Here is a 25,725-nt window from a genome sequence, read left to right as displayed (position 1 = left end):
GCCGTTTCTGATGGCCGCGCTGCCCAATAACACTGTTTCCGCCCCTGCAGCAGCTGCTGCGCCTTCGGTCGAATCGGCCGTCGAACTGATCCTCAACGTGCTCGATGACGCCAAGGCGGAAGAGACCGTGTCGGTCGATATCACCGGCAAGTCCTCGCTCGCCGACCACATGATCGTGACTTCGGGCCGCTCGCAGCGCCACGTCGGCGCTGTGGCAGACCAGATCATCCGCGCCCTGCGCGAAAATGGTTTTGGTAAGCCCCGCGTGGAAGGCCTGCCCCATTGCGACTGGGTGCTGGTCGATACGGGCGATGTGATCGTCCATATCTTCCGCCCGGAAGTGCGCGAATTCTACAATATCGAGAAGATGTGGCAGGCGGACTTTTCTGCCGACGCTCACTGATCTCAACCATTTCAATGTTTCCCCGAAACATTGAAATGGTGGTTAGGCGCCGGCTCCTGTGTGCCGGCGCATAGGAAAAAACCATGCGCATAGCCATTGCGGCCGTGGGCCGGATGAAGTCCGGCCCCGAGCGCGAGCTTGTCTCGCGCTATCTTGAGCGGGCTATTGCCAGTGGTAAGCCGCTGGCGCTCACCGGCTTCGATGTCACCGAACTCAATGAATCCCGCGCCGGCTCGGCTGCGGCCCGAAAGGTCGAAGAGGCCAAGGGGCTGCGCGCCGCCCTGCCCGACGGCATTCTGGTGACGCTCGACGAACGCGGCAAATCATTGGGCTCCGAAGCCTTTTCCAATCTGCTTGGGCGCTGGCGCGATGAGGGGAGGCCGGCGGTCTCCTTCGTCATCGGCGGAGCCGATGGCATCGATCCCGATTTCGTCCGAGGGGCCGACCTGTCGCTGAGCTTTTCGCCCATGGTCTGGCCGCACCAGCTGGTGCGCATCATGCTGGCCGAACAGCTTTATCGCGCGACGACGATTTTGTCAGGCCATCCCTACCATCGGGGTGATTGAGCGCCACAATTCCGGCACCTCCGCCCCATAGAGCGCGAACGGGTGCAGAAAATTATGGTTAAGCAACGTTAACCTGCGGTTTTCCTGCCCTTTGCTAATCTCGCCTCTGAGTGATTCGGTGCGCCATGCGGGCAAGCCGCTGGGCCCAGGAGTTTTCATGCCGGTTTGGCCGGACAGCATCGTCAGAGCAACGCTCGGCGGCATCGTGCTTGCCGGGGGTTTTGCCTTGCCCCTCCTCGCCCAGACCGAGACGCCTCCTGCAGCGACGACACCACCCGCTGCCACCACGCCGGCTGCTACCCCGGCGGCAACACCGACAACGCCTGCCCCCGCTGAAACCGCACCGGACGCCGCGCCGGCTCCCGAGACCGCGCCTCCAGCCGATGGCGAAGAAACGGCGCGCAGCAACGCAGCCGATCTTGAGGAAGTGGAAGCCTCGCTGCAGCTGAGCCGCGAGCGCATCGATGCGCTCAAAGCCGAGATCGCCGAAATGGAGGGTGACCGCACCCGCCAGAACGCCGCCCTCATCGCCGCTGGCCAACGCGTAAAACTGGCCGAAATCGAAGTGGCCGATGTCGAGGAGCGCCTTTCCAATCTCATCGTCGAGGAACTGGAAGTCCGCGGCCGGCTCGACGGTGCCGATGCCGAGATCGCCAATGTGCTGGCAGCGCTCGAGCGCATTTCGCTCAGTCCGCCGCCGGCCCTCATCGTTGACCCCAGCGACGCGCTCGGTTCAGCCCGCGGCGCCATGCTGATCGCCGCCATCGTGCCGCAGCTGCGCAACCGCGCCGACACGGTCAGCAGCGATCTCAAGACGCTGATGGGCATCAAGGAACAGGCGCTGGCCGAAGAGGCGACGCTGAAAGCCAACTATGCCGTGCTCGAGGAAGAGCAGCTGCGCATCGCCACCCTGATCGCGGCGCGAAAGCAGGGCATCGAGCAAGTCGGCGCCCAGCTCAGCAGCGAAGAGCAGGCAGCCGTTGACCTCGCCGAACGCGCCAGCACGCTGCGCGAACTCATCGACGCCCTCTCGGCCCGCGCCAGCCAGACCCAGACCGGCACCCCAACGCAGACGGATGTGCCTCAGCTTTCGCCCGAAGCTATCCAGCTCGCCTTTGCCAATGCGGCGCGCACCGAGCCGGCCGTGCCCTTTCCCCTGGCGCGCGGCTATCTCGCCCAGCCGGCCAATGGTGTCACCGTGGTGCAGTTTGGCGCCGGGGATGGCTTTGGCGGCATTTCGCAGGGCCAGTCGATTGTCACCCGCGCCGAAGCCCAGGTGGTGGCGCCGGCCGATGGCTGGGTGCTCTATAAAGGGCCCTACCTCAATTATGGCCAGATCGTCATCCTCAATACCGGGCAGGGTTTCACGACCCTCTTAGCCGGGCTGGATACCATTTCCGTCGATATCGGGCAGTTCGTCCTCCTGGGCGAACCCTTGGGACAGATGGGATCACGCACAATTGGGCGGACCGTGACCACCAATGCTGGCAACGCCCAGCCGACGCTTTATATAGAATTGCGACAGAACAACGAGCCCATCGACCCGGAAAGCTGGTGGGCCCCGAACGAACAACAGACGGGATAGTAATCCATGCGCTTGACCACCCTTCGCGCCGCCGCCCTTGGTGTGGCGCTGCTCATCCCGACCGTCGGGGTTTTGGCACAGGACACGCCGCCGGCCCCCGAAACGCCGGTGGAAGAGCCCAATCCCAGTGGCGAGCAGCCCGAGCCGACGGCCGAAGAGCTCGACAAGGAGCCGCGCGATCCCCTGGAAATCTACGCTGACCTCAATCTCTTCGGCGAGATTTTTGACCGCATCCGCGCCGAATATGTCGATCCCCCGGACGAGCAGGAGCTGATCCGCGCTGCCATCCAGGGCATGCTGACTTCGCTCGATCCGCATTCGGGCTATCTGCCGCCGGCCGATTACGACGAAATGCGCCAGGACACCTCGGGCGAATTCGGAGGCCTCGGCATCGAAGTCACCATGGAAGAGGGGACCATCAAGGTCATCTCGCCCATCGACGAGACCCCGGCCGCCCGCGCCGGCATTCTGGCCAATGACTTCATCATCGAGCTCGATGGCGTTTCCATCCAGGGCCTGTCCCTCGACGAAGCTGTCGAAAAGATGCGTGGGCCGGTGGGCACTGACATCACCGTGACCGTGGCGCGCGAAGGCGTCGACAAGCCGCTCGAATTCAAATTGACCCGCGCCACCATTGCCATGCGCGCCGTGCGCTGGAGCATGGAAGGCGACGTCGCCGTGCTGCGCCTCGCCCGCTTCTCGGCCCAGGCCTATATCGGCATCGAAAATGCCATTCGCGATATCTATGCCGAACGCGATGGCGTGGCACCCAAGGGCATCATCCTCGACCTGCGCAACAATCCCGGCGGTCTCGTCGATCAGGCCGTCTATGTCGCCGACGCCTTCCTCAAGCAAGGTGCAGTCGTTCTGACCCGTGGCCGGACCGAGCAGGAAAGCGCCCGCTATGACGCCGAGCCCGATCCGCTCGACGAACAGCTCGTCGACGTGCCTTTGGTCGTCTTGATCAATGGCGGCTCGGCTTCGGCCTCCGAAATCGTCGCCGGCGCCCTGCAGGACCACAAGCGTGCAACGCTCGTTGGTACCCGCTCCTTCGGCAAGGGTTCGGTGCAGTCGATCATTTCGCTCGGCCCCGATGGCGCCATGCGCCTGACCACGGCCCGCTACTACACCCCGGACAACCGCTCCATCCAGGCGCTCGGCATCACGCCCGATATCGAGATCCGCCAGGTGGTCCCCGCCGAGTTCCAGGGTCGTGACGAGATCGTCGGCGAAGCCGGCCTTGCCGGTCACATCACCATCGAAGGCCAGGAAGAAAGCACTGTCGGCTCTTCGGTCTACGTGCCGCAGGAAGCTGCCGATGATGCGCAGTTGCAATATGCGATCAAGCTGATCAATGGCGAGGAGACGAATGCCGCCTTCCCGCCAAAGGCGGAGTAACGGCTGAGCCGTGCTAGACTGGGGGCGCAGCGGGTTGATTCGCCGTTGCGCCCCCATTTTCTTCTCTCTCGGGTAGGGCCGGACTGCCGATGGCCAATGATTTGAGTACGCCCCTGACCGGCCGCAGACAGCGCCTCAAGAATGCCTTGGGGCGTCCGCACCTGCCTATCGCGCGCATCCTTTTCGGCCTGATCGGCGTCATCGCCGTGGGCACGGTGGCGCGGCTGGTTCTGGTTGATGACCCGACGGGCGGAAGGCCCAGCCAGGAAGCGGGCATCATCAATTCCCAGGTCGGCAATAGCGTCGCCGATACGGTCGCCTCCGGCCCCGCAACCATCACGGCCGACCCGCAGCAATATCCGGCCGATGGCTCGATCATCGCCGTGCCCGGCCCCGCCGCGGACACGGCGACCGCGGAGGCGCATCTGGCGCCCGATAGTTCCGGCATCGTACCCGAATTGAGCGAAGAGACGGCCAATGGCCCGATTCCACGCATTTCCGGGACCGGCCAGACTCCCTTTGCCACCTATCACCACCCATTCGAGGCCGCGAGCGCCGGCACCGGTCCGCGCATTGCGCTGATCGTCACCGGCCTCGGCATCAACGAGCAGGGTTCGCTCGACGCCATTGCGCAGCTGCCCGACCTTGTGACGCTGGCCTTTGCCCCCTATGGCAAGGCGCTCGAAAAGACCGTCACTGTCGCCCGCGGCGGCGGCCACGAAGTCATGCTCGAAGTACCGCTTGAGCCTTTCGACTTCCCGCAGAACGATCCCGGCCCGCACACCCTTCTCACGGGCGAGCCGCCGCGTGAAAACCTCGAAAAGCTGTTCTGGCTGATGGCGCGCTTTGGCGGCTATTTTGGCATCATCAACAATATGGGTGCGCGCTTCACCGCTTCCGCCGGTGATTTCGGCCCGGTGATGGAAGAGCTTGGCGCGCGCGGCGTCGGCTATATCGACGATGGTTCTTCCAACCGCTCGGTTTCGGCCCAGCTCGCCAGCGCCAACAAGGTGCCCTATGCACGGGCCAGCATGTTGATCGACGCCAATCCGGCGCGCTCATCTATTCTCTCAGCGCTGGACAGCCTTGAAGCCGAAGCCATGGAACATGGCAGCGCAATTGGTATTGTCAGCGCATTGCCCATTTCCATCCAGGCCGTCTCGGAATGGTCGGCGGGCCTTGATGGCAAGGGTATTGCGCTGGTTCCGGCCAGCGCCCTGATGCAATAGCGTCTCAGAGACAGGCTAGCTTTGGCCCGCTGGGCGCCAACAGAACTGACCGAAACATCATGTCGTCTATTCCGAACCGAGAATCCCTCCCCTATCGCGACTGCGTCGGCATTGCCGTCTTCAACGCCCAGGGCAATGTATTCGTCGGCCGCCGCAAGGCCGATGATCCGGAAAAATCGACTGACTATGACGCCCCATGGCAGATGCCGCAGGGCGGGATCGATGCCGGCGAAGATCCGCTGCGCGCCGCGCTGCGCGAGCTCTATGAGGAAACCAGCATCTCGTCCGTCAGCCTTCTCGCCGAGGCCCCGGAATGGATTTATTACGACCTGCCCGACGAGCAATTGGGCAAGGCGCTGAGGGGCAAGTATCGTGGCCAGCGCCAGCGCTGGTTCGCCTTCGCCTTTACCGGCGCCGATAGTGACATCGACGTTTCAGCGCCCGGCGGCGGCAAATTCCACGCCGAATTCGACGCCTGGCGCTGGGAGCGCCTGTCGCGCACCCCATCGCTGATTGTGCCATTCAAGCGCGAAGCCTATGAAAAGGTCGTCGAGGCTTTCATCGACATCCCGCAGCGCTTTACCCACGCGTAGAAAATCATGAAGACCATCGGCCTTATCGGCGGCATGAGCTGGGAATCAACGGCGCACTACTATCGCATTCTCAACCAGGAGACGGCGGCGCGGCTGGGTGGCCTCCATTCGGCGCCGGTCCTCGTGGATTCGCTCGATTTTGCGCCCATTGCGGAGCTGCAATCAGAGGGAAAATGGGACGAGGCGGGTGCGCTGCTCAATCGCTCGGCACTGCGACTGAAAGCGGCCGGGGCCGAGGTGATCGGGCTTGCGACCAACACCATGCATCTCGTCGCCGAACAGATGATGGCCGGCGTCGATACGCCATTCGTGCACATTGCCGATCCGACGGCGGACGCCTTGCTCGCGGATGGCTATACGACAGTTGGCCTTCTGGGCACGCGCTTCACCATGGAAATGGGCTTTTATCGCGAACGGCTGGAACAGCGCGGCCTGACCGCGCTCATTCCCGAGGTGGACCGCACCAATCTCAACGGCATCATTTATGACGAGCTCTGCCGCGGCATCGTTCGCGAGGAATCGCGAAAAATCTATGTCGACGCCATCAGCCGCCTCGCCGCGCGGGGCGCCGAGGCGGTCATTCTGGGTTGTACCGAGATCGGCATGCTGATCGACGATTCCGTCAGCCCTCTGCCGGTCTTCGATACGACGGACCTGCACGCCCGCGCACTGGTGGGCGCGGCGCTGGCCTAAGTCACGCTGCGCGCTGCTTGCGCGACAGCGCAGCCGTCTCCAATTGAAAAATATCGACGATGCGGTCGAGGGCCTGGGTCTGGGCCTCGGTCTGTTCGATGGCGGCATGGGTTTCCTGCACCAGGGCCGCGTTGTGCTGGGTAACCTCATCGAGCGTGTGAATGGATGTGGTGACCTCGCCGATGGCGGCGGCCTGCTCGCGGCTGGCCTTGGCGATGGCGCCGACAAGTGCAGTATTCTGCTGCATGACGTCGAGCATCTGCATCAGCTTGTTGCCGGCCGCCGCCACCAGTTCCTCGCCGCTCCGAACCTCGCTGCCGCTCTTTTCGACCAATTGCTTGACCTCGGACGAAGCCTGGGCGGTCGATTGGGCGAGGCGCCGCACTTCGACGGCTACGACGGCAAACCCTTTGCCCGCTTCGCCAGCCCGCGCCGCTTCCACCGAAGCATTGAGCGCGAGAAGATTGGTCTGGAAGGCGATGTCGTCGATCAGCCCGATGATATTGGCAATCTGGCCGGAAGAGTGGGTGATGCGCTGCATGGCTTCCGTCGCTTCGCTCATCACGGCGCCGCTCTGCTGGGCCACGCTGGCGACCGAGGCGGTCTTGTGAGCAGCCTCCTCGGCGCGGCCGGCATTCTCGACCACCGTACCGGCCAGCGCTTCCATGGCCGCCGAAGTCTGCTCGATGGTAGCGGCCTGGCGGGTCGTGCGGTCGGAAAGGTCGTTGGCGCCGCTCAGCAATTCGCCACCGGCCACGCGCAGCGATCTGGCTGTTGTCTGCAACTGGTGCATGACATCGGCAAAGCGCTCCACGGTCGCGTTGAGCGCCAGGCGCAGGTCTTCGAACTCGACCGGGAAAGGCGTCGCAATGCCACCGGTCAGATCGCCATCGGCAAGACGCTTCAGCCCAGCCCCGAGCGCCGCCACCGACTGCTTTCGCGCGGTTACGTCGGTTGCGAACTGCACGATCTTGTAGGCCCGACCGGTTTCGTCGCAGATCGGGGTAAAAGTGCTCTGGATCCAGACCTCGCGTCCATCGCGGCTACGACGGCGATATTCGCCGCTCTTGAATTCTCCGCCTGCCAGATCGAGCCAGAACTGCCTGTAGCTTTGGCTCCTGGGATCGGTATCGAAGAGAAAGAGCGCATTGGGCTGGCCGGCAATATCCTCAAGGCGGTAGCCGAGCAGACTGAGAAAGTTGGCATTGGCACCGGCCACCGTGCCGTCGAGATTGAATTCCACCACGATCTGCGAGCGCGAGATGGCCTGCAATTGCCCGGTATGGTCGGCCGCCTCGGCGAGGTGCTGACGGGCCTGCGCGTCCAGCACGGCTTTCTCAGCTGCATTGGCGCGAAAGACCTCGACCGTTCGCGCCATCAGGCCCAGTTCATTGCCATTCCTGAGATAGGGAATGGCATGAGCGAGATCGCCCTCGGCAATCGCCGCCATGGCTTCGGAGAGACGCGGAATGGGCCGGGTAATGGCGCGGGAAACCAGAAACGCGGCAAGACCGAGGACCAGCACGGCCAGCGCCACAATGCCCGCCAGCACGAGCATGGAGCGATTGAGCACCGCCTCGATAGGCGCACGGGCCACGGCAACCATCAGCGCGCCGATGACCGTGCCGTCCTCCCTGGCGATCGGCTGATAGCGAAGAAAGTAACCCGCGCCCGCGATCTCGCCGCTTTCGGTCACGGCCCTATTGGCGAGGAGCGCGGCATGGAGCGCGGTTCCTGCGGCGATGGGCTGATCGAGCAGACGCTCGCCCGTATCGTCAATGAGGCTGGTCGTGCCAACGACAAGGTCGGGAGACTGCTCGGGGTCAAACACATAGATGGCGACATCCTGCCCGGCGACGCCGGCAATGGCATCGATCATGTCATTGGTGCGGAAGCGCGGCATGCTGCGGCCGGTCAGCGTCTCGACATTGCCCGAGCCGTCCACGACCACTTCGAGATTGGGCAGATTGACCTGAAAGATTTGCGCGGCAATGCGGGTCGAGGAGCGGATGGCGTCCTCGGCATCGCTGCTGACTGTGCTCGAAAGCGTGACAAAGAGTGCGCCCAGAATGGTGACGCCGGCGAGCAGAATGCCGATGATCGACATGGCCGCAATAACCACGGTCAGTCGCAGATGGCTGAGGATGGAAAACATGCAGGTCCCCGCAAGACATCGGCGTCCCAACGCCGTTGCGGAAAAGACTGCGATAGAAACGTTAACTGAAGCTTGCCTAAGGCGCATAATCACGCAGTGCCAATGGCTTGCTCAAATTCTAGGCAAGGCTCGCAGAAGAGGGAAACAAAAAGGGCCGCCCCTGCGGGCGGCCCTTCAAAAACTGTATCCAGTCGGCGTCCCTTAGTGGACGTGACCTTCATTGAGCTGCTGGGCTTCGAGCGCCAGGTTCAGCAGGGCGCTCACGAACTGCTGGGCATAGGACTTGTCCTCGGGCGTTTCGGCCCGGGCGAGTTCTTCCTCGGCAGCCTTGATCTGCGCCTGCAGGTCCGAATGGTCGAATTCGGAGAAGGGCACGGATTCTTCGGCCAAAATCGTCAGGCCGGCGGGCGAGACGTCGGCAAAGCCGCCGCGGACGAAGAAAACTTCCGATGCATTGTCACCGGTCACGGTGATGAAACCGGGACGCAGCGTGGTCATGAAGGGCGCGTGGTCGGCCATGACGGTGAAATAGCCCTCGGTACCCGGCACGCTGACCGACTGCACGGTCTGCGAAACCAGCAGACGTTCGGGCGACACGATCTCGATCTTGAGGCCTTCAGCCATTTTTTTGGTCCCTTAAGCGGAGAAAACCCGAAACATCGGGCTTATGCGCTGGGCCCGCCGCAAGCGGCGAGCCCAAGTTGCAAAAATTAAGCAGCCTGAGCGGCGAGCTTCTGGGCCTTCTTGACGGCATCTTCGATGGTGCCGACCATGTAGAAGGCAGCTTCGGGCAGGTGGTCGTAGTCACCCTTCACGAGGCCAGCAAAGCCCTTGATGGTGTCCTCGAGCTGCACGAACACGCCCGGCGAACCGGTGAAGACTTCAGCCACGTCGAAGGGCTGGGACATGAAGCGCTCGATCTTGCGGGCGCGGGCCACGGTCAGCTTGTCTTCTTCGGAGAGTTCGTCCATGCCGAGGATGGCGATGATGTCCTGCAGAGCCTTGTACTTCTGCAGGATCGCCTGAACCTGGCGGGCGGTCTCGTAGTGCTCGACGCCGACAACGTTGGCATCGAGAATACGCGAGTTCGAAGCCAGCGGGTCAACGGCCGGGTAGATACCCTTTTCCGAGATGGCGCGGTTGAGAACGGTCGTCGCGTCAAGGTGAGCGAAGGTCGTTGCCGGTGCAGGGTCGGTCAAGTCGTCGGCGGGCACGTAAACGGCCTGCACCGAGGTGATCGAACCCTTGTTCGTGGTGGTGATGCGTTCCTGCATCGCGCCCATGTCGGTCGACAGCGTCGGCTGGTAACCCACGGCGGACGGGATACGACCCAAGAGAGCCGACATTTCGGCGCCGGCCTGGGTGAAGCGGAAGATGTTGTCCACGAAGAACAGCACGTCCTGGCCCTGGTCGCGGAAGTTTTCTGCAACGGTCAGACCGGTCAGAGCAACGCGGGCACGGGCGCCGGGGGGCTCGTTCATCTGGCCGAACACGAGGGCGCACTTGGAACCAGCGGCCGAGCCACCGTTCTCATGCGGATCCTTGTTCACGCCCGATTCGATCATTTCGTGATAGAGGTCGTTGCCTTCGCGGGTACGTTCACCAACGCCAGCGAACACCGAGTAACCACCGTGCGCCTTGGCGACGTTGTTGATCAGTTCCTGGATGAGAACGGTCTTGCCCACGCCGGCGCCGCCGAAGAGGCCGATCTTGCCGCCACGCGCATAGGGAGCGATGAGGTCGACGACCTTGATGCCGGTGACGAGCACCTGGGCTTCCGGGGACTGTTCGGCGAAGGACGGCGCTTCCTGGTGGATTTCGCGCTTGTCGGTCGTGGTGATCGGGCCGGCCTGGTCGATCGGCTCGCCGGTCACGTTCATGATGCGGCCGAGAGTGGCATCGCCCACGGGAACGGTGATAGCCGAACCGGTGTCGGTCACTTCAGTGCCGCGAACCAGACCTTCGGTCGTGTCCATGGCAATGGTGCGCACGGCGTTTTCGCCGAGGTGCTGGGCAACTTCCAGCACAAGGCGCTGGCCGTTGTTGGTGGTTTCAAGTGCGTTCAGGATGGCGGGCAGGTGATCGTCGAACACCACGTCAACGACGGCGCCAATGACCTGCGAAACGCGACCGGCCTTTTTTTCTGCCATTTGTTCGTCCTCGCTGATGGGTTAGAGCGCTTCCGCGCCAGAAATGATTTCGATGAGTTCTTTGGTGATCTGGGCCTGACGCTGGCGGTTGTAGCTCAGCTGCAGCTTGTTGATCATTTCGCCGGCATTGCGGGTCGCATTGTCCATGGCGGACATCTGCGCACCGTAGAAGGAAGCGCCGTTTTCGAGCATGGCCCGGAAGATCTGCACGCTGATATTGCGCGGCAGCAGGTCTTCCACGATCGCTTCTTCGCTCGGCTCGTATTCGTAGACGACGGCAGCGGACGCATCGCCCTGGCCTTCGGTCTTTTCGATCTTTGCCGGGATGATCTGCACGGCCTGCGGCACCTGGCTGATCACCGAGTTGAACTTGGCGAAGAACAGGGTGGCAATGTCGAATTCGCCAGCAGCGAACAGGGCCTGCACCTTCTGGGAGACTTCAGAGGCCTGCGCAAAGCCGATATTCTTGACTTCGCGATAGCTGATGGTCTCGATGATCTTGTCGGCAAACTGGCGCTTGAGGATATCGTGACCCTTGCGGCCAACCGTCAGGAACTTGACGGTCTTGCCTTCGCCCAGAAGTTTCAGGGCATGGTCACGTGCCAGACGGGCGATCGACGAATTGAAGCCGCCCGCCAAGCCACGCTCGCCGGTCGCCACAATCAGAAGATGCACCTGGTCCTTGCCATTGCCGCCCAGCAGGACGGGGGCATCGGCCTGGCCGTCATAGACGGCAGCCAGGCTCGAGAGCACCTGCTCCATGCGCTCGGCATAGGGGCGGGCCGCCACGGCAGCTTCCTGGGCGCGACGGAGCTTTGCCGCCGCGACCATCTGCATGGCCTTGGTGATCTTCTGGGTCGACTTGACCGAGTCGATCCGATTCTTAAGGTCCTTTAGCGACGGCATTGCCTGTCGTCTCCTTCAGAGCTCAGGCCGCGTAGGTCTTCTTGATATCGTCAAGAGCCGACTTCAGCTTGGCACGGGTGTCGTCGCTGAGCTGCTTTTCGACCGCGATGGTCTTCAACAGGTCGGCATGCTTGGAGCGCAGGTTCGACAGAACATGCTTTTCGAAGTCCTGGACCTTGTTGACCGCAACGCTGTCGAGATAGCCCTGGCCACCAGCAAAGATCACGGCAACCTGTTCTTCGGTCTTGAGCGGAGAGAACTGGGGCTGCTTGAGGAGTTCCGTGAGACGCGCACCACGGTTGAGGAGGCGCTGCGTTGCAGCGTCGAGGTCCGACCCGAACTGGGCGAAGGCGGCCATTTCGCGGTACTGCGAAAGTTCGCCCTTGAGCGAGCCTGCAACCTGCTTCATCGCCTTGACCTGAGCCGAGCCACCAACGCGCGAAACCGAGAGACCCACGTTCACGGCAGGACGGATGCCCTGGAAGAACAGGTTGGTTTCAAGGAAGATCTGGCCGTCGGTGATCGAGATCACGTTGGTCGGAATATAGGCCGACACGTCGTTTGCCTGGGTTTCGATGACAGGCAGAGCGGTCAGCGAACCAAGACCGTGGTCTTCGTTCATCTTGGCAGCGCGTTCGAGCAGACGGCTGTGGAGGTAGAAAACGTCGCCCGGGTAAGCTTCGCGGCCCGGCGGACGGCGCAGCAGCAGCGACATCTGACGGTAGGCAACGGCCTGCTTGGTCAAATCGTCATAGGCGATAACGGCGTGCTTGCCGTTGTCACGGAACCACTCGCCGATGGCGCAGCCGGTGAACGGCGCGATGTACTGGAGCGGAGCCGGATCGGATGCGGTAGCCGCGATCACGATCGAGTACTGCAGGGCGCCGGATTCTTCGAGCTGACGCACGAACTGGGCAACGGTCGAACGCTTCTGGCCAACGGCGACATAGATGCAGAACAGCTTGTCGGTGTCCGAAGCGTCGGCATCGTGAGCCGGCTTCTGGTTGAGGAAGGTGTCGAGAATGATGGCGGTCTTGCCGGTCTGGCGGTCGCCAATGACGAGCTCGCGCTGGCCACGGCCGATCGGGATCAGAGCGTCGATGGCCTTGAGGCCGGTCGACATCGGCTCGTGCACCGACTTGCGCGGCAGAATGCCGGGAGCCTTGACGTCGACGCGGCGACGTTCGGTGTGCACGATCGGGCCCTTGCCGTCGATCGGGTTGCCGAGGCCGTCGACCACGCGGCCGAGGAGGCCGGGACCAACCGGGGTATCCACGATGGCGCCGGTACGCTTGACGACGTCGCCTTCCTTGATCGAGCGGTCATTGCCGAAGATCACGACGCCGACATTGTCGGTTTCGAGGTTCAGCGCCATGCCCTTGATGCCACCCGGGAACTCGACGAGCTCACCGGCCTGCACCTTGTCGAGGCCGTAGACGCGGGCAATACCGTCACCGACGGAGAGCACCTGACCGACTTCCGAAACCTGGGCTTCCTGGCCGAAATTCTTGATCTGGTCCTTGAGGATCGCAGAAATTTCCGCGGCTTTGATGTCCATTATCCGACCTCTTTCATGGCGATCTTCATCGCAGCGAGTTTTGTCTTGATTGAAGAATCGATCATCTGGCTGCCGACCTTCACCTGAAGGCCGCCGATCAGCGAGGGATCGACAAACTGATTGAGCGTGACGGTTTTACCGAGCTTGGTCTTGAGCGTCTCGCTCAGGGCCGCAGCCTGGTCCGCCGTCAGTGGGGTCGCCGAAGTGACTTCGGCAGTGGTTTCGCCACGGGCCGCAGCGGCCAGCTCGCGGAAACCGACAATGATATTGTCGAGCGCGAAGAGGCGACCATTCCGCGCCACAAGGCGCAGGAAGTTGGCAACCAGCGGGTTGACCTTTGCCTTGCCGAGGATCGCGTCGAGCGCAGCAGCCTTCACGTCACCCGAAATGACCGGGGAGTGCAGGTAGCGCGAGAAATCGTCGCTTTCGCCGATGAGGCGGGAAATATCGGAAAGGCCGGTTTCGACCGAGGCCAGCTGATTCTCGCTCTGAGCGAGGTCAAACAGCGCCGACGCATATGGCCGCGCGATCTGGGTAAGCACTGAATTCTGCGCTGCCAATGTCGCTTCACCCTCTCTGTTGCCGTTCCCTGAACATGGATCAGGACGGCTTATTCAACGCTTTGGACGTGTCCGGAAATGAGGCCCAAGTCGGACTACCCCTAGCCGGACCCCTTCAAGTCGGGCTCGCTCTAACACAAGCCAAGCGGGCCTTGCAAGGCTGGGTGGCACGATTCAATTGCGGCGAAAATGTCGCAGGCTTGTGATGGGGACAAGCAAGCTTTTTCCCGCGACGGGCTACATGAAGCTCATGGGGTCAATATCGACCTGAATCTTGAGATCGCCCTTGGGCTTTTCGGCGCTCGACAGCCAGAAGCGGACATAGCCCGAGAGATCAAAATCCTTCCCCGACTGCGCGAGGAGCCGCACCCGATGACGGCCCCGGATCATGGCAACAGGCGCATCGGCAGGACCGAACAGCCTGACGCCATCCGCCATGGGCGCCGCCGAGAGCAGCAGGCGAGCAAAGTTGGTGGCGTTGTCGTGCTCATTGGCCGAGACGATCAGCGCCGCAAGGCGTCCGAAGGGCGGCATGCCGCCGGCTTCGCGCGCCAGGATTTCCTGCGCGTAAAATGCCTCGCGATCACCCGAGACCATGGCTTTCATCACCGGATGATCGGGATGATAGGTCTGCAAAAATGCCTTGCCGTGGCGGGAGGCGCGACCGGCGCGGCCGGCGACCTGGGTCAGGATCTGGAAGGTTTTTTCCGCCGCACGTGGATCGCCATGTGCGAGCCCGAGATCGGCATCGAGCACGCCGACGACCGAAAGCTTTTCGAAATGGTGGCCCTTTGAGACCAGTTGCGTGCCGATGATGAGGTCGTATTCACCCCGCTCGACCTCGGCAAAGCGTTCGCGCAGCTGGGCGTGGCTGCCCATATCGGTGGAGAGCAGGACACGACGGGCATTGGGGAAACGGGCGGCCGCTTCTTCGGCGACGCGTTCGATGCCGGGACCGACGGGAACGAGACTATCGACCTGCCCGCATTCGTTGCAGTGTTTTGGCGTCCGCACCTCATGGCCGCAATGGTGGCACATGAGGACGCCACGGAACCGATGCTCGACCATCCAGGACGAACAGTCGGGGCATTTGTATTGATGGCCGCAGGCATTGCAGAGGGTTAGCGGGGCATAACCGCGGCGATTGAGGAACAGCAGTGCCTGTTCGCCACGATCGAGTGCCGCAAAAACCTCGCGGGCGAGCGACGGCGCAATCCACGAGCCTTTTTCTGGTCCGTCGATCCGCATGTCGATGGCGGTAATGTCGGGCATGGCCGCTTCGGCAAAACGGCTTTCGAGCCGCACATGCGCATAGCGCCCCTGATTGGCATTGTTTCGCGATTCGACGGAGGGGGTCGCCGAGGAGAGGACGACGCGCGCCTGCGAAAACTGGGCGCGAACCACCGCCATGTCGCGGGCGTGATAGGTAAACCCTTCAGACTGTTTGTAGGCGCCGTCATGCTCTTCATCGAGCACCAGCAGGCCCAGCTCGCGGAACGGCAGGAACAGCGCCGAGCGCGCGCCGACCACGGCGCGCACGGTCCCCTCCAGCACGCCACGCCAGACCTTTGAGCGCTGCACTGGCGTCATATCCGAATGCCATTCGGCCGGGCGGGTGCCGAAGCGGCGAGTGAAACGGTCAATAAAAGTGTTGGTGAGCGCGATTTCTGGAAGGAGGATAAGCGCCTGCCTTCCGGCGCGCAGTGTGTCGGCCACCGCCTCGAAGAAAACCTCGGTCTTGCCACCGCCGGTGACGCCATCGAGAAGAGCGACGCCGAACCGGTGTGGATCGAGCGCCAAAATATTGTCGAGCGCGGCCTGCTGCTCGGGATTGAGTTTTGACGGCGCCGCCGCGGGATCGGGCGGCAGGACTACGGGCGGGGCCGGCATTTCGAGTTTTTCCAACGCCCCTGCCCGCTCGAGGCCATCGATGACAGAGGTCGAAACGCCTGATGCGCCAACCAGAGCCGCCTTGGGCCAGGCCATGTCATCCATCAGGGCGTCGAGCACGCGGAGACGGGCCGGCGTCAGCTTTTCGGGTTCAATACCCGTGCGGCGATAGGCAATGACCGGCTTTGGTGCATCGAGCGCTTCGGGCGAACGCAGCACGCCGCGCAGGACCTGTCCGGGCGCCGTGATCGTATACTTGGCCACCCATTCAACGAGCTTGAGCAGCTCTTCGGACAGCGGCGGCACATCAAAAACCTGAGCAATGTCGCGCAGGCGATTATGCGCAAAATTGTCCTTGGGCGCACCCCAGACGACGCCGAGGATGAGACGAGGCCCGAGCGGCACGGCGACGATGGAGCCGCGCTCGACCACCATATGTTCGGGCACGCGATAGCTATAGGGGCCGTCGACAGCCACCCCCACCATTACCGCAACAATGTCCATCCGCGTCTGCATCTCTAGCGTTCGGTTCGCATCGACCCATGGGAATTGCAAGCGATTCGGTCCGCCTTGTCATGCTGACAGACCCTGTCACAGCGTTCACTTAATGTTCTTGGGAGGAAAAGAACAGGAGGACGTCATGATTGGAAGTGAAAATCGGCGTGAGGCCGGCGATCTCGTTGCCATTGCCCGCAATGCCAGCCTTTATGACTGGCTGATCAATATGGCCCGGCCGCGCCGCCTGCCGGTGCCGTCGCGGCTGCGAAGTGACCTGGGCCTGCCGCCACCGCCCGACGAGCCGCGCTGGCCGCACTAGACCGTGCGGCTAGAGATCGGTAACCCGCCGGGTATAGACTCGCACCCATGACCGACAGCGCCTTTGCCACCGATGCCTTTGTCCAATCCCAGATTTCGCACTGGATGCGCGAGCTGGGATCGGTCAAACGCCTGGCGGAAAACACGCTCAAAGCCTATGGCCGCGATCTCGGCCAGTTCATGAGCTTTCTCGCCGGCCATATGGGCGGGCCGATAACGCTGCAATCGCTGAAAGACCTGCGCGCCGCCGATGTCAGGGCCTTCATGGCGCAGCGCCGCGCCGAAACTCTGGGCTCGCGCTCGCTGGCGCGGGTGCTTTCGGCGCTCAAAAGCTTTTTTGCCTTTTTGGAGCGCGAGGGCGTGCTGGCGACCGAAGCCTTTAACGCCATTCGCACACCCAAAATTCCACGCTCGCTGCCCAAGGCGCTGACAGTGGTAGAAGCCAAGCAAACCATTGCCGCGGTCGATGCAATGGAAGCCGAGCCATGGGTCGCAGCGCGCGACATGGCCGTGATTTCGCTTTGCTATGGCGCGGGTCTGCGTATTTCCGAAGCGCTGGCGCTGACCAAGGGTGACCTCGAAAGCGATGTGCTGCGGGTGACCGGCAAGGGCGGTAAGATCCGTATGGTGCCGCTGATTTCTCCGGTGCGGCAGTCGATTGAAGAGTACCTCAAACTCAGCCCCTTCAAGCTCTGGCCTGAGGACCCGCTCTTTCGCGGCGTGCGCGGCGGCGTTCTCTCCCCGCGATTGATCCAGAAGCGGATGGAGCAATTGCGCTCTGCCCTCGGCCTCCCGCCCTCGGCGACACCGCATGCGCTGCGCCACTCCTTTGCCACGCACCTCCTGGGAAAAGGCGGCGACCTGCGCGCCATCCAGGAATTGCTGGGCCATGCGAGCCTCTCGACGACACAAATCTATACCGCCGTCGACACCGAGCGGCTGATGGAAAGCTATGCCAAGGCCCATCCGCGCGGCTAAAGCGCTGCGCTGGACGGATTCATCGCACTCCGCCTTTTCAAGCGTACCCATGGGTACTATTGATACATCATGTCTTCACGCCCGCAGATTTCGCTTTCGCTGATTTCGCTTATCCGACCCATCAGGGCGCGGACCGAAGGCTGATATCCAGCATTTGGCAACCCGGCCCGCGTCTTGCGGTGTCCGGCAGGAGACCATGGGCGGGCCAGAAAAAGAGCAACCTCCATGAGTGCCCCCGAGACTGCCTCTCCATCGACAGCCGAAACCCAGCCAAGAATCGACCTGCTCGGTTATGGCCTCGCCTTTGCCGGCGCCGCGCTGTTTTCGACCAAGGGCGTTTTCATAAAACTCGCCTTTGCTCAGGGCGTGTCGGTGGAAGCAACCCTTGCCCTGCGCATGATGATGGCGCTGCCGATCTATCTCGTCATTCTGGCGATGCTCCTGCTGCGCAACACCAAGCTGCGCGGAATGATGACACCCGGAAAACTGCTCGGCGCCATGAGCGTGGGCGCGCTGGGCTATTATCTCTCGAGCTATCTCGATTTTGCGGGTCTCAATTTCGTCTCGGCGCAATATGAGCGGCTGGTGCTCTTCACCTATCCTTTCTTCGTGCTGCTGTTCGGGGTCTGGTTCTTTGGCGACCGGATGAACTGGAAGCTCGTGCCGGCCATGCTGGTGAGTTATTCGGGCCTGATGGTGATCTTTGCCTGGAATCTGAGCGTCGAGCCGGATGGGCTGGTGCTCGGCACGCTGCTCGTGCTCGGTTCGGCCCTGACCTTTGCCTTTTACCAGCACCTGGCCAAACGGCAGATGCTGGTGCTGGGCACCATGCTTTTCACCTGCGTCGGCATGTCGACCGCTGCCGTGCTCGCCATCGGCCAGAGTCTTGTCGTCGACGGACCAGCTACCTATGCCGGCTTTACTCCCAACATCTGGGGCATCGGCCTGATGCTGGGCATCTTTGGCACGGTGCTGCCCTCCTTCCTGCTCAATGGCGGCATTGCGCGCATCGGGGCACGGGCAACCTCGGCCACCGCGTCCTTCGGTCCCGTGGTCACCATTGTGCTGGCCGTAGCCGTGCTTGGTGAGGCTTTCACCTGGGTCCATGCCCTGGGCACGGGTCTGGTTCTGCTCGGCTCCTGGCTCTTTGCCCGCACGGATAGGCAAAGTCGCTCGCGCGCAGAATAAATCGACAGCATTTGCGCTTTGGACTGCCGCAAAGCCGCTGTAATCTCGCCGCAGAACGAGGGTGCAAAACCGGAGGGACAACCGATGCGCGCGATTAGTCACGTCATGGCGGGAAGCTTGCTTGGCCTCGCCTTGATGGCCGGCATGACCATGCCGAGCCTGGCCCAGAAACACTCTACCAATGCTGCGTCGACGATTGATTTCGGCGATGATTCCTCCGACTGGGCCAAGGACGGGGAGTGCGATGATCCCCGCTTTACCGGCGAGGGCGCTGCATCGGAACTGGTTGATAGCGACCTGATGAAGGATGCCACCGACTGTAAAGCCGCCTTCGAAGCCGGCACGGTCACCCTCAAGGATGGTGGCGCGGCCACGGCCGTTGCCACGACCGAGATCGACTTTGGCGATGATTCCTCGGAATGGGCCAAGGACGGCGAATGCGACGACCCGCGCTTTGAAGGCACCGGCACCGCCGACGAACTGGTCGATGCCGACCGCCTGAAGGACGCGACCGACTGCCAGGCCGCCTTTGAGGCCGGCACCGTCACCCTCAAGGATGGCGGCTCGACCACGGCCGTCGCCACGACCGAGATCGACTTTGGCGATGATTCCTCGGAGTGGGCCAAGGATGGCGAATGCGACGACCCGCGCTTTGTCGGTGAAGGCGCTGCGACCGAACTGGTCGATGCCGACCTGATGAAAGACGCAACGGACTGCAAGGCCGCCTTCGACGCCGGCACGGTCACCCTCAAGGATGGCGGCTCGACCGCGGTTGCGACCCTCGCCGATATCGATTTTGGCGATGATTCCTCGGAATGGGCCAAGGACGGCGAATGTGACGATCCGCGCTTTGAAGGTACTGGCACCGCTGATGAACTGGTCGATGCAGACCGCATGAAGGACGCTACCGACTGCCAGGCCGCATTCGAAGCCGGCACGGTCACCCTCAAGGACGGCGGTTCCTCCACCGTTGCCGCTATCGACTATGGCAATGACTCCTCCGAATGGGCCAATGACGGCGAATGCGACGACCCGCGCTTCACCGGCAAGGGCGTTGCCAGCACCACGCTCGCCGAAGACATCAAGAAGGACGCCACCGACTGCCGCGAGGCCGTGGAAGCGGGCCGCGCCACCTATAATGGCGAACAGCAGGCCGCTGCCTTCGATTTTGGTTCCGACTTCTCCAAATGGGCCAATGATGGCGAATGCGACGACCTGCGCTTTGAAGGCGCTGGCGTTGACAAGAAACTGCTCTCGGAAGACGTGATGGGCGACGCCACCGACTGCCGGACCCTGCTCGAGGAAGGCGCGATCGCGATCCGCCTCGTCTACACGCCGGAATACGCGGCCGGCGCGCCCTATGACGGCTCGGACATCGACTTTGGCGACAATTCTTCGTCTTACGCCAATGACGACGAATGCGACGATCCGCGCTTCGAAGGCCCGGGCACCGCAACGACGCTGCTCGACAGCGATCGCCTGGCCGACGCCGACGACTGCAAGGCGGCTTATGAAGCCGGCACGATCGTTCTTATTGAGAGCTGAGGTTTTTCAGTTCGGAAATTTGAGCGGCGGAGCGAAAGCTCCGCCGCTTTTTGTTTGGAGCGAGGTGCAGGCAGCTCCGCTCCTTTTGGTCGTCACCACCGGGCTTGTCCCGGTGGTCCATGCGGAGGCGAGATGGATTGCCGGGACAAGCCCGGCAATGACGACGGAGGGAGAAACGGTAGGGTGATGGACGCGCTCTTAGCCCCCCAAACAAAAAGGCCCGCAGCAGCGCCGCGGGCCCAAATTCCGAAAAAACCTTAAAATCACGCAGCCTTGCGCTCGACCATCATCTTCTTGATCTGGGCGATCGCCTTGGCGGGGTTGAGGCCCTTGGGGCAGACCTTTGCGCAATTCATGATGGTGTGGCAGCGATAGAGCTTGAAGGGGTCTTCAAGATTGTCGAGGCGCTCGGACGTGGTTTCGTCGCGGCTGTCGATCAGCCAGCGATAGGCCTGCAGCAAAGCTGCCGGGCCGAGATACTTTTCGCCATTCCACCAATAGGACGGGCACGAGGTCGAGCAGCAGGCGCAGAGGATGCACTCATAGAGGCCGTCGAGCTTGGCGCGGTTTTCAACTGACTGCGTCCATTCCTTTTGCGGCGTGGGCGAGGTGGTTTTGAGCCACGGCTCGATGGCGCGGTGCTGGGCGTAGAAATTGGTGAGGTCGGGCACGAGATCCTTCACCACCGGCATATGCGGCAGCGGGTAAATCTTCACCGGGCCCGAAGAGTCGTCCATGCCCTTGGTACAAGCCAGGGTGTTGAGCCCGTTGATGTTCATCGAGCACGAGCCGCAAATGCCTTCGCGGCAGGAGCGGCGCAGGGTCAGGGTCGGATCGACCTTGTTCTTGATATAGAGCAGCGCGTCGAGGATCATCGGGCCGCAATCGTTGAGATCAACGAAATAGGTATCGATGCGCGGGTTCTCGTTCTTGTCCGGATCGTAGCGGTAGATATGGAACTCGCGGAGGCGCGTGGCGCCTTCCGGTTTAGCCCAGGTCTTGCCCTTTTGCGGCCGGTCGGCCTTGCCCAAAGTCAGTTCGGCCATTTTCTCAACTCTTCCTTCCGAAACGCCGCTCAACCCGGCACTTCAATTTCGTCTCGCTGCCCTTTTGGGGCGGCAGTGGGGTCGCAATCAGTAGTTGGGCTTGCAGACCTGGTTCGATTTGGCGACGTAGGTATTGTAGGCGTCATATTCCCCGGCAGCGGGCGAGCCGCCCTTCATCGAGGCAATGACGACGCCCATGAACCGTTCGTCGATCAGCGTCATGGCCGCATCGGCCTTGCAACCGCAAAGGGTCGCGTCCTGGGCAATGCCCATGCAGACCGAATAAAACTCTTCCTTCTGCGCTGCAGTCGGCGCCGCGGCAAAGGCGGGCAGCGCGCCGGCAACGAGAAGCGGCAGGGCCAGGATCAGCTTGTGCATGGTCACTCCATGGAGCGTGGGAAAATTCATCGCGCATCCTTCCGGATCACGAGTTTGAGGCCAGACCAGATCTCGTCCACCGCGCAGACTTTTACGTCGACGAGTCCAAGCGGCAGGACGATCTCGCGAATGGTATCTTCGGTAATGTCCGTTTCGACCTTGCTGGCCTTTTTCGGCCAGCTCACCCAGATCATGCCGTCGCGAGCGATCAGCCCCATCAACGGCTGCGCCAGCTTTTCGAGCACGGCGCGGCTGGCGGTGAAGAGGTGGATGAAGTTGTAGCCCTGCTGCGCGTCGTCGAGCTGCTCAATAGTGATGCGCGAGGATTCGGCAAAGGCACGCGAGGTCGTGAGACCGGTCAGCGAGACAGGCAGGTCGATGAAGAGGGCGCGGAACCCATCCTTCAAACCCAGTTTTTGCGCCAATGGCGTGCCCGAATATCCTGCCAGACCACTCATGCTCAAACCCCGCCCCGGCTGAGTTTGACCGTGGTCGGCCCGAACATGGTGTTGACGGTGCCCAGATACGCCCCGGCATTGTCGGCAACCAGCTGGCCGCGCAACTGCCCCGAAGCATCGGTAAGGACGACGCCGTTGCCGGCCACCATCCAGCCGGCGAGGGCGGAAAATTCGTTTGAACAGAAACCGGTCTGATTGGCCTGTAGCGCTCCCGAGGTGCCGGCCAGCGGCGTGACGCTGAAGGACAGGGTGCAATTGCGCGAATAGCTGTCCGACAGCGTCCAGTTGCCAATCATGGCATTGGTCATGGCCGGCGAGGCGGGGGCCGTACCAACGGAAAAACTGCCGCCGGTGACAACGCGCTGGCCCGTCACCGGATCGATCTGGCTATTGGTGGTCGCCATGCCATTGCTGCCAAACGCGGTCTGCTGGGTCTGGCCGAAATTTCCGGGAGCCGGTGGCGCATTGGACGCCATGGAAAAGGAGCCGGTGGAACAGCCAGCCAGCGTCAGAAGCGCACCGAAAGCGAGAAGCGTGCGGATCATTTCGCCGCCCCGCCCACTGGTGGCGCATCAGGCGTGCGGCCGGGCGTCTCGCCCTTGGCAGTAGGCTTGGCCTTGCCTTCGGGCGCCTGATGCGGCGCCGAATGGCGAAACCCGTCATAACTGCGCTCTTCGCAGAGGTGGCACATGACTAGCGCGCTACTTTCTTTGCGGCAGGGGCGGCCTGAGGCGCGCCCTGGCGGTTGAGCAATGCATGGTTTTGATTCTGCGGGGCCGGTTCTGCCGGCTCCGCCTTGCCGTGGCGCAGAACAAAGGCATGAGCGAGCGCGTCGATATCGTCGTCGTCGTCAAACCCCTGGCACTGCTGGCACATGCTTTATGTCCTCAGTAAACGCGCGCCTTGGGCGCGATCTTCTTGAGGTCGATGCCGCCCTGGTCGTAGGGGGTCAGCGGATCGACGATCACCGGACGATAGGAGAGCTCCACCTTGCCGGTCTCGATATCGACGAGGGCCAGCGTGTGCTTGCGCCATTCGACGTCGTCACGGCTGGGGAAATCCTCATGGGCATGGGCGCCGCGGCTTTCGTGGCGGGCTTCGGCCGAAACCACCGTCGCCATGGCGCAGGCCATGAGGTTTTCGAGTTCGAGCGTTTCGACGAGATCCGAATTCCAGATCAGCGAGCGATCCGTGACCTTCACATCGCCCAGACGCGAATAGATCTCGGTCATGGCAGTGACGCCATTTTTGAGCGAGGCATCGGTGCGGAACACGGCGGCATCGGCCTGCATGGTGCGCTGCATCTCGTCGCGCAGTTTTGCCGTCGGCTGGCTGCCATTGGCGTTGCGCAGGCGATCGAAGCGGGCAAGGATTTTCGCGTCCGAAGCGGCATTAATGCCGGGGATCGGCGCGGCCTTGTCCATGACCTGGCCGGCGCGGATAGCGGCGGCGCGGCCAAAGACCACGAGGTCGGTGAGCGAGTTCGAGCCCAGGCGATTGGCGCCGTGCACCGAGGCACAGGCCGCTTCGCCCACGGCCATCAGGCCCGGCACGATGCGGTTGGGGTCTTCCGGCGTCGGGTTGAGGACTTCACCGTGATAGTTCGCGGGAATACCGCCCATATTGTAGTGCACGGTCGGCAGCACCGGGATCGGCTCGCGGGTGAGATCGACACCGGCGAAAATCTTGGCCGATTCGGTGATCCCGGGCAGGCGCTCGTGCAGCACCTTTGGATCCAAGTGATCGAGGTGCAGGTAGATATGGTCCTTGTTGGGACCAACACCACGGCCTTCGCGGATTTCGAGCGTCATGCAGCGCGAAACGACGTCGCGCGAGGCAAGATCCTTGGCGTTGGGCGCATAGCGCTCCATGAAACGCTCGCCCTCGGAATTGGTGAGATAGCCACCCTCGCCACGCGCGCCCTCGGTGATGAGAACGCCGGCGCCATAAATGCCGGTGGGGTGGAACTGCACGAATTCCATATCCTGCAGCGGCAGGCCGGCACGGGCGACCATGCCATTGCCGTCGCCGGTGCAGGTATGGGCCGACGTCGCCGAGAAATAGGAGCGGCCATAACCGCCCGTCGCCAGCACCACCATTTTCGCGCGGAAGCGGTGCAGCGTGCCATCGTCGAGCTTCCAGGCGATGACGCCCTGGCACTCGCCGTTTTCGCCCATGATCAGGTCGAGGGCAAAATACTCGATGAAGAACTGCGCATCGTTCTTGATCGACTGGCCATAGAGCGTGTGGAGGATGGCGTGGCCGGTACGGTCGGCGGCGGCACAGGTGCGCTGCACCGGCGGGCCATCGCCGAATTCGGTCATGTGACCGCCAAACGGGCGCTGATAGATTTTGCCATCTTGAGTACGGCTGAAGGGGACGCCGTAGTGCTCGAGCTCGTAGATCGCAGCCGGCGCCTCGCGCGCCAGATATTCCATGGCGTCGTTGTCGCCCAGCCAGTCCGACCCTTTTACGGTGTCGTACATGTGCCACTGCCAGCTATCGGGGCCCATGTTCTGCAGCGAAGCTGCAATGCCGCCCTGCGCCGCCACGGTATGCGAGCGCGTGGGAAAAACCTTGGTGATGCAGGCGGTATTAAAACCCTGCTCGGCCATGCCCAGCGTCGCGCGCAAACCCGCGCCACCAGCGCCAACCACCACCACGTCGAATTCGTGGTCGATCAGTTCGTAATTGGCCATTTTGATCAACCCCAGAAGACGATTTTAAGCACGGCGCCAGCGCCGGCGAGGCCGACGATCAGGCAGAAGAGCGTGTTGAGCAGCATGGTCAGGCGATACATGGAGCCATGGAAGTAGTCTTCCAGCGTATCGCGCATGCCATTGCGCATGTGCACGGCGGCTATGGCAATCAGCAGCGCCAGCGGCACGCCGATCCAGAAATTGCCGATCACGGCAATCATGTCGGCGCGGTCTTGCCCGGCAAGGCGCACGACGATGAACAGCAGAAACCCAAGGAAGAGGACGTTGAGCAGGCCGGTGACGCGCTGGGTAATAAAGTGGCGCGTCGAGGCTTTCGCATCGCCGTAATGGGTCTTGGGATTGGCGATCACAGCGGGGGTGATGACGGTTTCGCGCATGTTCAAGCCATCCACACAAAGACGGTCCAGATAAGAAGGGTGATGACCACCGAGGCGGCGAGCGTGGCCCAGGCCATCAATTCGCGCTGGCCGGGCTCCATCATCGCGGCAAAATCCCAGACCCAATGGCGCAGGCCACCGAGCATGTGATGCACCAGGCTCCAGGTGAAGCCGAAAAGCACGAGCTGGCCGAACCAGCTGCCATAGACCAGATTGACGAGATTGAGCGCTTCCTGATCGGCAGCAGCGGCAACCAGCCAGATCGCCAAGAGGGCCATGCCGGCATAATTGGCAATGCCGGTAGCGCGATGGAAGATCGACATGGCCATGGTAATGGTCCAGCGATAGATCTGCAGGTGCGGCGATGTGGGGCGGGCTCTGACCGACATGGGACTTTCCGGGGCCTTGGGTGGACGCCGGGGGCAACGTCCAGTTTGGAATAGTTCGAGATTACTAGCGGCCAATTGTTACGAAATCAAAGACGTTTCCGGCACGCGTGCCGCATTGGTGGCGAATACCGCACTTTGTTCGTA

The 25,725-nt window shown here is 62.3% G+C and carries 27 protein-coding genes; 12 read left to right on the top strand and 15 right to left on the bottom strand.

From position 1 onward, the window contains the following. Positions 1 to 10: 10 nt before the first annotated feature. From rsfS to ACSQ2A_RS16435, 7 genes are all read left to right on the top strand, one after another. Positions 11 to 403 (top strand): ribosome silencing factor, encoded by a 393-nt coding sequence (gene rsfS, locus ACSQ2A_RS16465; protein ID WP_295412889.1) that lies wholly within the window; start codon positions 11 to 13, stop codon positions 401 to 403. Positions 404 to 486: 83 nt separating this feature from the next. After that, positions 487 to 969 (top strand): 23S rRNA (pseudouridine(1915)-N(3))-methyltransferase RlmH, encoded by a 483-nt coding sequence (gene rlmH, locus ACSQ2A_RS16460; RefSeq protein WP_436073102.1) that lies wholly within the window; start codon positions 487 to 489, stop codon positions 967 to 969. 157 nt (positions 970 to 1,126) lie between these two features. Further along, positions 1,127 to 2,554 carry a murein hydrolase activator EnvC family protein gene (locus tag ACSQ2A_RS16455; RefSeq protein WP_436073101.1) on the top strand — a complete coding sequence of 476 codons (1,428 nt, stop codon included), beginning with the start codon at positions 1,127 to 1,129 and terminating at the stop codon, positions 2,552 to 2,554. Between the two features lie 6 nt (positions 2,555 to 2,560). Further along, positions 2,561 to 3,952 carry a S41 family peptidase gene (locus ACSQ2A_RS16450; RefSeq protein ID WP_295412892.1) on the top strand — a complete coding sequence of 464 codons (1,392 nt, stop codon included), beginning with the start codon at positions 2,561 to 2,563 and terminating at the stop codon, positions 3,950 to 3,952. Positions 3,953 to 4,041: 89 nt separating this feature from the next. After that, positions 4,042 to 5,181 carry a divergent polysaccharide deacetylase family protein gene (locus ACSQ2A_RS16445; protein WP_295412894.1) on the top strand — a complete coding sequence of 380 codons (1,140 nt, stop codon included), beginning with the start codon at positions 4,042 to 4,044 and terminating at the stop codon, positions 5,179 to 5,181. Positions 5,182 to 5,240: 59 nt separating this feature from the next. Beyond that, a complete protein-coding gene (locus tag ACSQ2A_RS16440; RefSeq protein ID WP_436073100.1) occupies positions 5,241 to 5,774 on the top strand; it encodes an RNA pyrophosphohydrolase in 534 nt (177 codons plus the stop codon). Between the two features lie 6 nt (positions 5,775 to 5,780). After that, a complete protein-coding gene (locus ACSQ2A_RS16435; protein WP_436073099.1) occupies positions 5,781 to 6,467 on the top strand; it encodes an aspartate/glutamate racemase family protein in 687 nt (228 codons plus the stop codon). A 1-nt stretch (position 6,468) separates the two neighbouring features. Here ACSQ2A_RS16435 and ACSQ2A_RS16430 read toward each other — a convergent pair whose 3' ends face one another. From ACSQ2A_RS16430 to ACSQ2A_RS16400, 7 genes are all read right to left on the bottom strand, one after another. Beyond that, on the bottom strand, positions 6,469 to 8,622 hold the full coding sequence (locus ACSQ2A_RS16430) for a methyl-accepting chemotaxis protein (RefSeq protein ID WP_436073098.1): 2,154 nt from the start codon (positions 8,620 to 8,622) through the stop codon (positions 6,469 to 6,471). Between the two features lie 201 nt (positions 8,623 to 8,823). Then, positions 8,824 to 9,246: a F0F1 ATP synthase subunit epsilon gene (locus ACSQ2A_RS16425; RefSeq protein ID WP_295412906.1), complete on the bottom strand. Its 423-nt coding sequence runs from the start codon at positions 9,244 to 9,246 to the stop codon at positions 8,824 to 8,826. Between the two features lie 86 nt (positions 9,247 to 9,332). After that, a complete protein-coding gene (gene atpD, locus ACSQ2A_RS16420; RefSeq protein ID WP_295412909.1) occupies positions 9,333 to 10,772 on the bottom strand; it encodes a F0F1 ATP synthase subunit beta in 1,440 nt (479 codons plus the stop codon). A 21-nt stretch (positions 10,773 to 10,793) separates the two neighbouring features. Then, positions 10,794 to 11,678 carry a F0F1 ATP synthase subunit gamma gene (locus ACSQ2A_RS16415; RefSeq protein WP_295412910.1) on the bottom strand — a complete coding sequence of 295 codons (885 nt, stop codon included), beginning with the start codon at positions 11,676 to 11,678 and terminating at the stop codon, positions 10,794 to 10,796. Positions 11,679 to 11,700: 22 nt separating this feature from the next. Then, on the bottom strand, positions 11,701 to 13,236 hold the full coding sequence (gene atpA / locus ACSQ2A_RS16410) for a F0F1 ATP synthase subunit alpha (protein WP_295412913.1): 1,536 nt from the start codon (positions 13,234 to 13,236) through the stop codon (positions 11,701 to 11,703). Then, positions 13,236 to 13,796 carry a F0F1 ATP synthase subunit delta gene (locus ACSQ2A_RS16405; RefSeq protein ID WP_295412914.1) on the bottom strand — a complete coding sequence of 187 codons (561 nt, stop codon included), beginning with the start codon at positions 13,794 to 13,796 and terminating at the stop codon, positions 13,236 to 13,238. Before ACSQ2A_RS16405 ends, atpA begins: the two co-directional genes overlap by 1 nt. Positions 13,797 to 14,033: 237 nt before the next feature. After that, positions 14,034 to 16,202, bottom strand: coding sequence for a primosomal protein N' (locus ACSQ2A_RS16400; RefSeq protein WP_436073097.1), 2,169 nt, complete (start codon positions 16,200 to 16,202; stop codon positions 14,034 to 14,036). 124 nt (positions 16,203 to 16,326) lie between these two features. Here ACSQ2A_RS16400 and ACSQ2A_RS16395 point away from each other — a divergent pair, with 124 nt between their 5' ends. The 4 genes from ACSQ2A_RS16395 to ACSQ2A_RS16380 all read left to right on the top strand — a co-directional run bounded on the left by ACSQ2A_RS16395 (position 16,327) and on the right by ACSQ2A_RS16380 (position 20,213). Then, a complete protein-coding gene (locus ACSQ2A_RS16395) occupies positions 16,327 to 16,503 on the top strand; it encodes a hypothetical protein (RefSeq protein ID WP_295412918.1) in 177 nt (58 codons plus the stop codon). Between the two features lie 47 nt (positions 16,504 to 16,550). Then, positions 16,551 to 17,480 (top strand): tyrosine recombinase XerC, encoded by a 930-nt coding sequence (locus tag ACSQ2A_RS16390; protein ID WP_436073096.1) that lies wholly within the window; start codon positions 16,551 to 16,553, stop codon positions 17,478 to 17,480. Positions 17,481 to 17,705: 225 nt separating this feature from the next. Then, entirely contained in the window at positions 17,706 to 18,668 is a 963-nt protein-coding gene (locus ACSQ2A_RS16385; protein ID WP_436073095.1) for a DMT family transporter, read from the top strand. A gap of 84 nt (positions 18,669 to 18,752) precedes the next feature. Beyond that, on the top strand, positions 18,753 to 20,213 hold the full coding sequence (locus ACSQ2A_RS16380) for a hypothetical protein (protein WP_436073094.1): 1,461 nt from the start codon (positions 18,753 to 18,755) through the stop codon (positions 20,211 to 20,213). 263 nt (positions 20,214 to 20,476) lie between these two features. Here the strand turns inward: ACSQ2A_RS16380 and ACSQ2A_RS16375 are convergent, their stop codons facing one another. The 5 genes from ACSQ2A_RS16375 to ACSQ2A_RS16355 form a co-directional block, all read right to left on the bottom strand. Next, positions 20,477 to 21,259, bottom strand: coding sequence for a succinate dehydrogenase iron-sulfur subunit (locus ACSQ2A_RS16375; RefSeq protein ID WP_295412924.1), 783 nt, complete (start codon positions 21,257 to 21,259; stop codon positions 20,477 to 20,479). An 87-nt stretch (positions 21,260 to 21,346) separates the two neighbouring features. Then, on the bottom strand, positions 21,347 to 21,667 hold the full coding sequence (locus ACSQ2A_RS16370; RefSeq protein ID WP_295412925.1) for a hypothetical protein: 321 nt from the start codon (positions 21,665 to 21,667) through the stop codon (positions 21,347 to 21,349). Next, positions 21,664 to 22,095 carry a DUF3052 domain-containing protein gene (locus ACSQ2A_RS16365; RefSeq protein WP_436073093.1) on the bottom strand — a complete coding sequence of 144 codons (432 nt, stop codon included), beginning with the start codon at positions 22,093 to 22,095 and terminating at the stop codon, positions 21,664 to 21,666. Before ACSQ2A_RS16365 ends, ACSQ2A_RS16370 begins: the two co-directional genes overlap by 4 nt. A gap of 2 nt (positions 22,096 to 22,097) precedes the next feature. Further along, positions 22,098 to 22,640: an AprI/Inh family metalloprotease inhibitor gene (locus tag ACSQ2A_RS16360; protein ID WP_436073092.1), complete on the bottom strand. Its 543-nt coding sequence runs from the start codon at positions 22,638 to 22,640 to the stop codon at positions 22,098 to 22,100. Further along, positions 22,637 to 22,786, bottom strand: coding sequence for a hypothetical protein (locus ACSQ2A_RS16355; RefSeq protein WP_436073091.1), 150 nt, complete (start codon positions 22,784 to 22,786; stop codon positions 22,637 to 22,639). The genes ACSQ2A_RS16360 and ACSQ2A_RS16355 overlap by 4 nt, the downstream gene beginning before the upstream one ends. 65 nt (positions 22,787 to 22,851) lie before the next feature. Between ACSQ2A_RS16355 and ACSQ2A_RS16350 the strand changes: the two genes are divergently transcribed. Then, entirely contained in the window at positions 22,852 to 22,989 is a 138-nt protein-coding gene (locus ACSQ2A_RS16350) for a hypothetical protein (RefSeq protein WP_436073090.1), read from the top strand. On the opposite strand, the gene sdhA is transcribed toward ACSQ2A_RS16350, so the two are convergent. Genes sdhA through sdhC form a run of 3 tightly spaced genes read right to left on the bottom strand, consistent with a single transcriptional unit; the run spans position 22,983 to position 25,581 of the window. Then, the gene (gene sdhA, locus ACSQ2A_RS16345) at positions 22,983 to 24,794 is read right to left on the bottom strand and encodes a succinate dehydrogenase flavoprotein subunit (protein ID WP_295412934.1); all 1,812 of its coding nucleotides are present in this window, start codon (positions 24,792 to 24,794) and stop codon (positions 22,983 to 22,985) included. The two genes, ACSQ2A_RS16350 and sdhA, sit on opposite strands and share 7 nt — an antisense overlap. A gap of 5 nt (positions 24,795 to 24,799) precedes the next feature. Then, positions 24,800 to 25,192: a succinate dehydrogenase, hydrophobic membrane anchor protein gene (sdhD, locus tag ACSQ2A_RS16340; protein WP_436073089.1), complete on the bottom strand. Its 393-nt coding sequence runs from the start codon at positions 25,190 to 25,192 to the stop codon at positions 24,800 to 24,802. 2 nt (positions 25,193 to 25,194) lie between these two features. Beyond that, on the bottom strand, positions 25,195 to 25,581 hold the full coding sequence (gene sdhC, locus ACSQ2A_RS16335; RefSeq protein WP_436073088.1) for a succinate dehydrogenase, cytochrome b556 subunit: 387 nt from the start codon (positions 25,579 to 25,581) through the stop codon (positions 25,195 to 25,197). Between the last annotated feature and the right edge of the window lie 144 nt (positions 25,582 to 25,725).

Origin of the sequence: Devosia sp. LjRoot3, assembly GCF_964252865.1 — a bacterium.
Taxonomy (GTDB): Bacteria; Pseudomonadota; Alphaproteobacteria; order Rhizobiales; family Devosiaceae; genus Devosia.
This window is presented reverse-complemented; position numbering and strand designations above follow the sequence as displayed.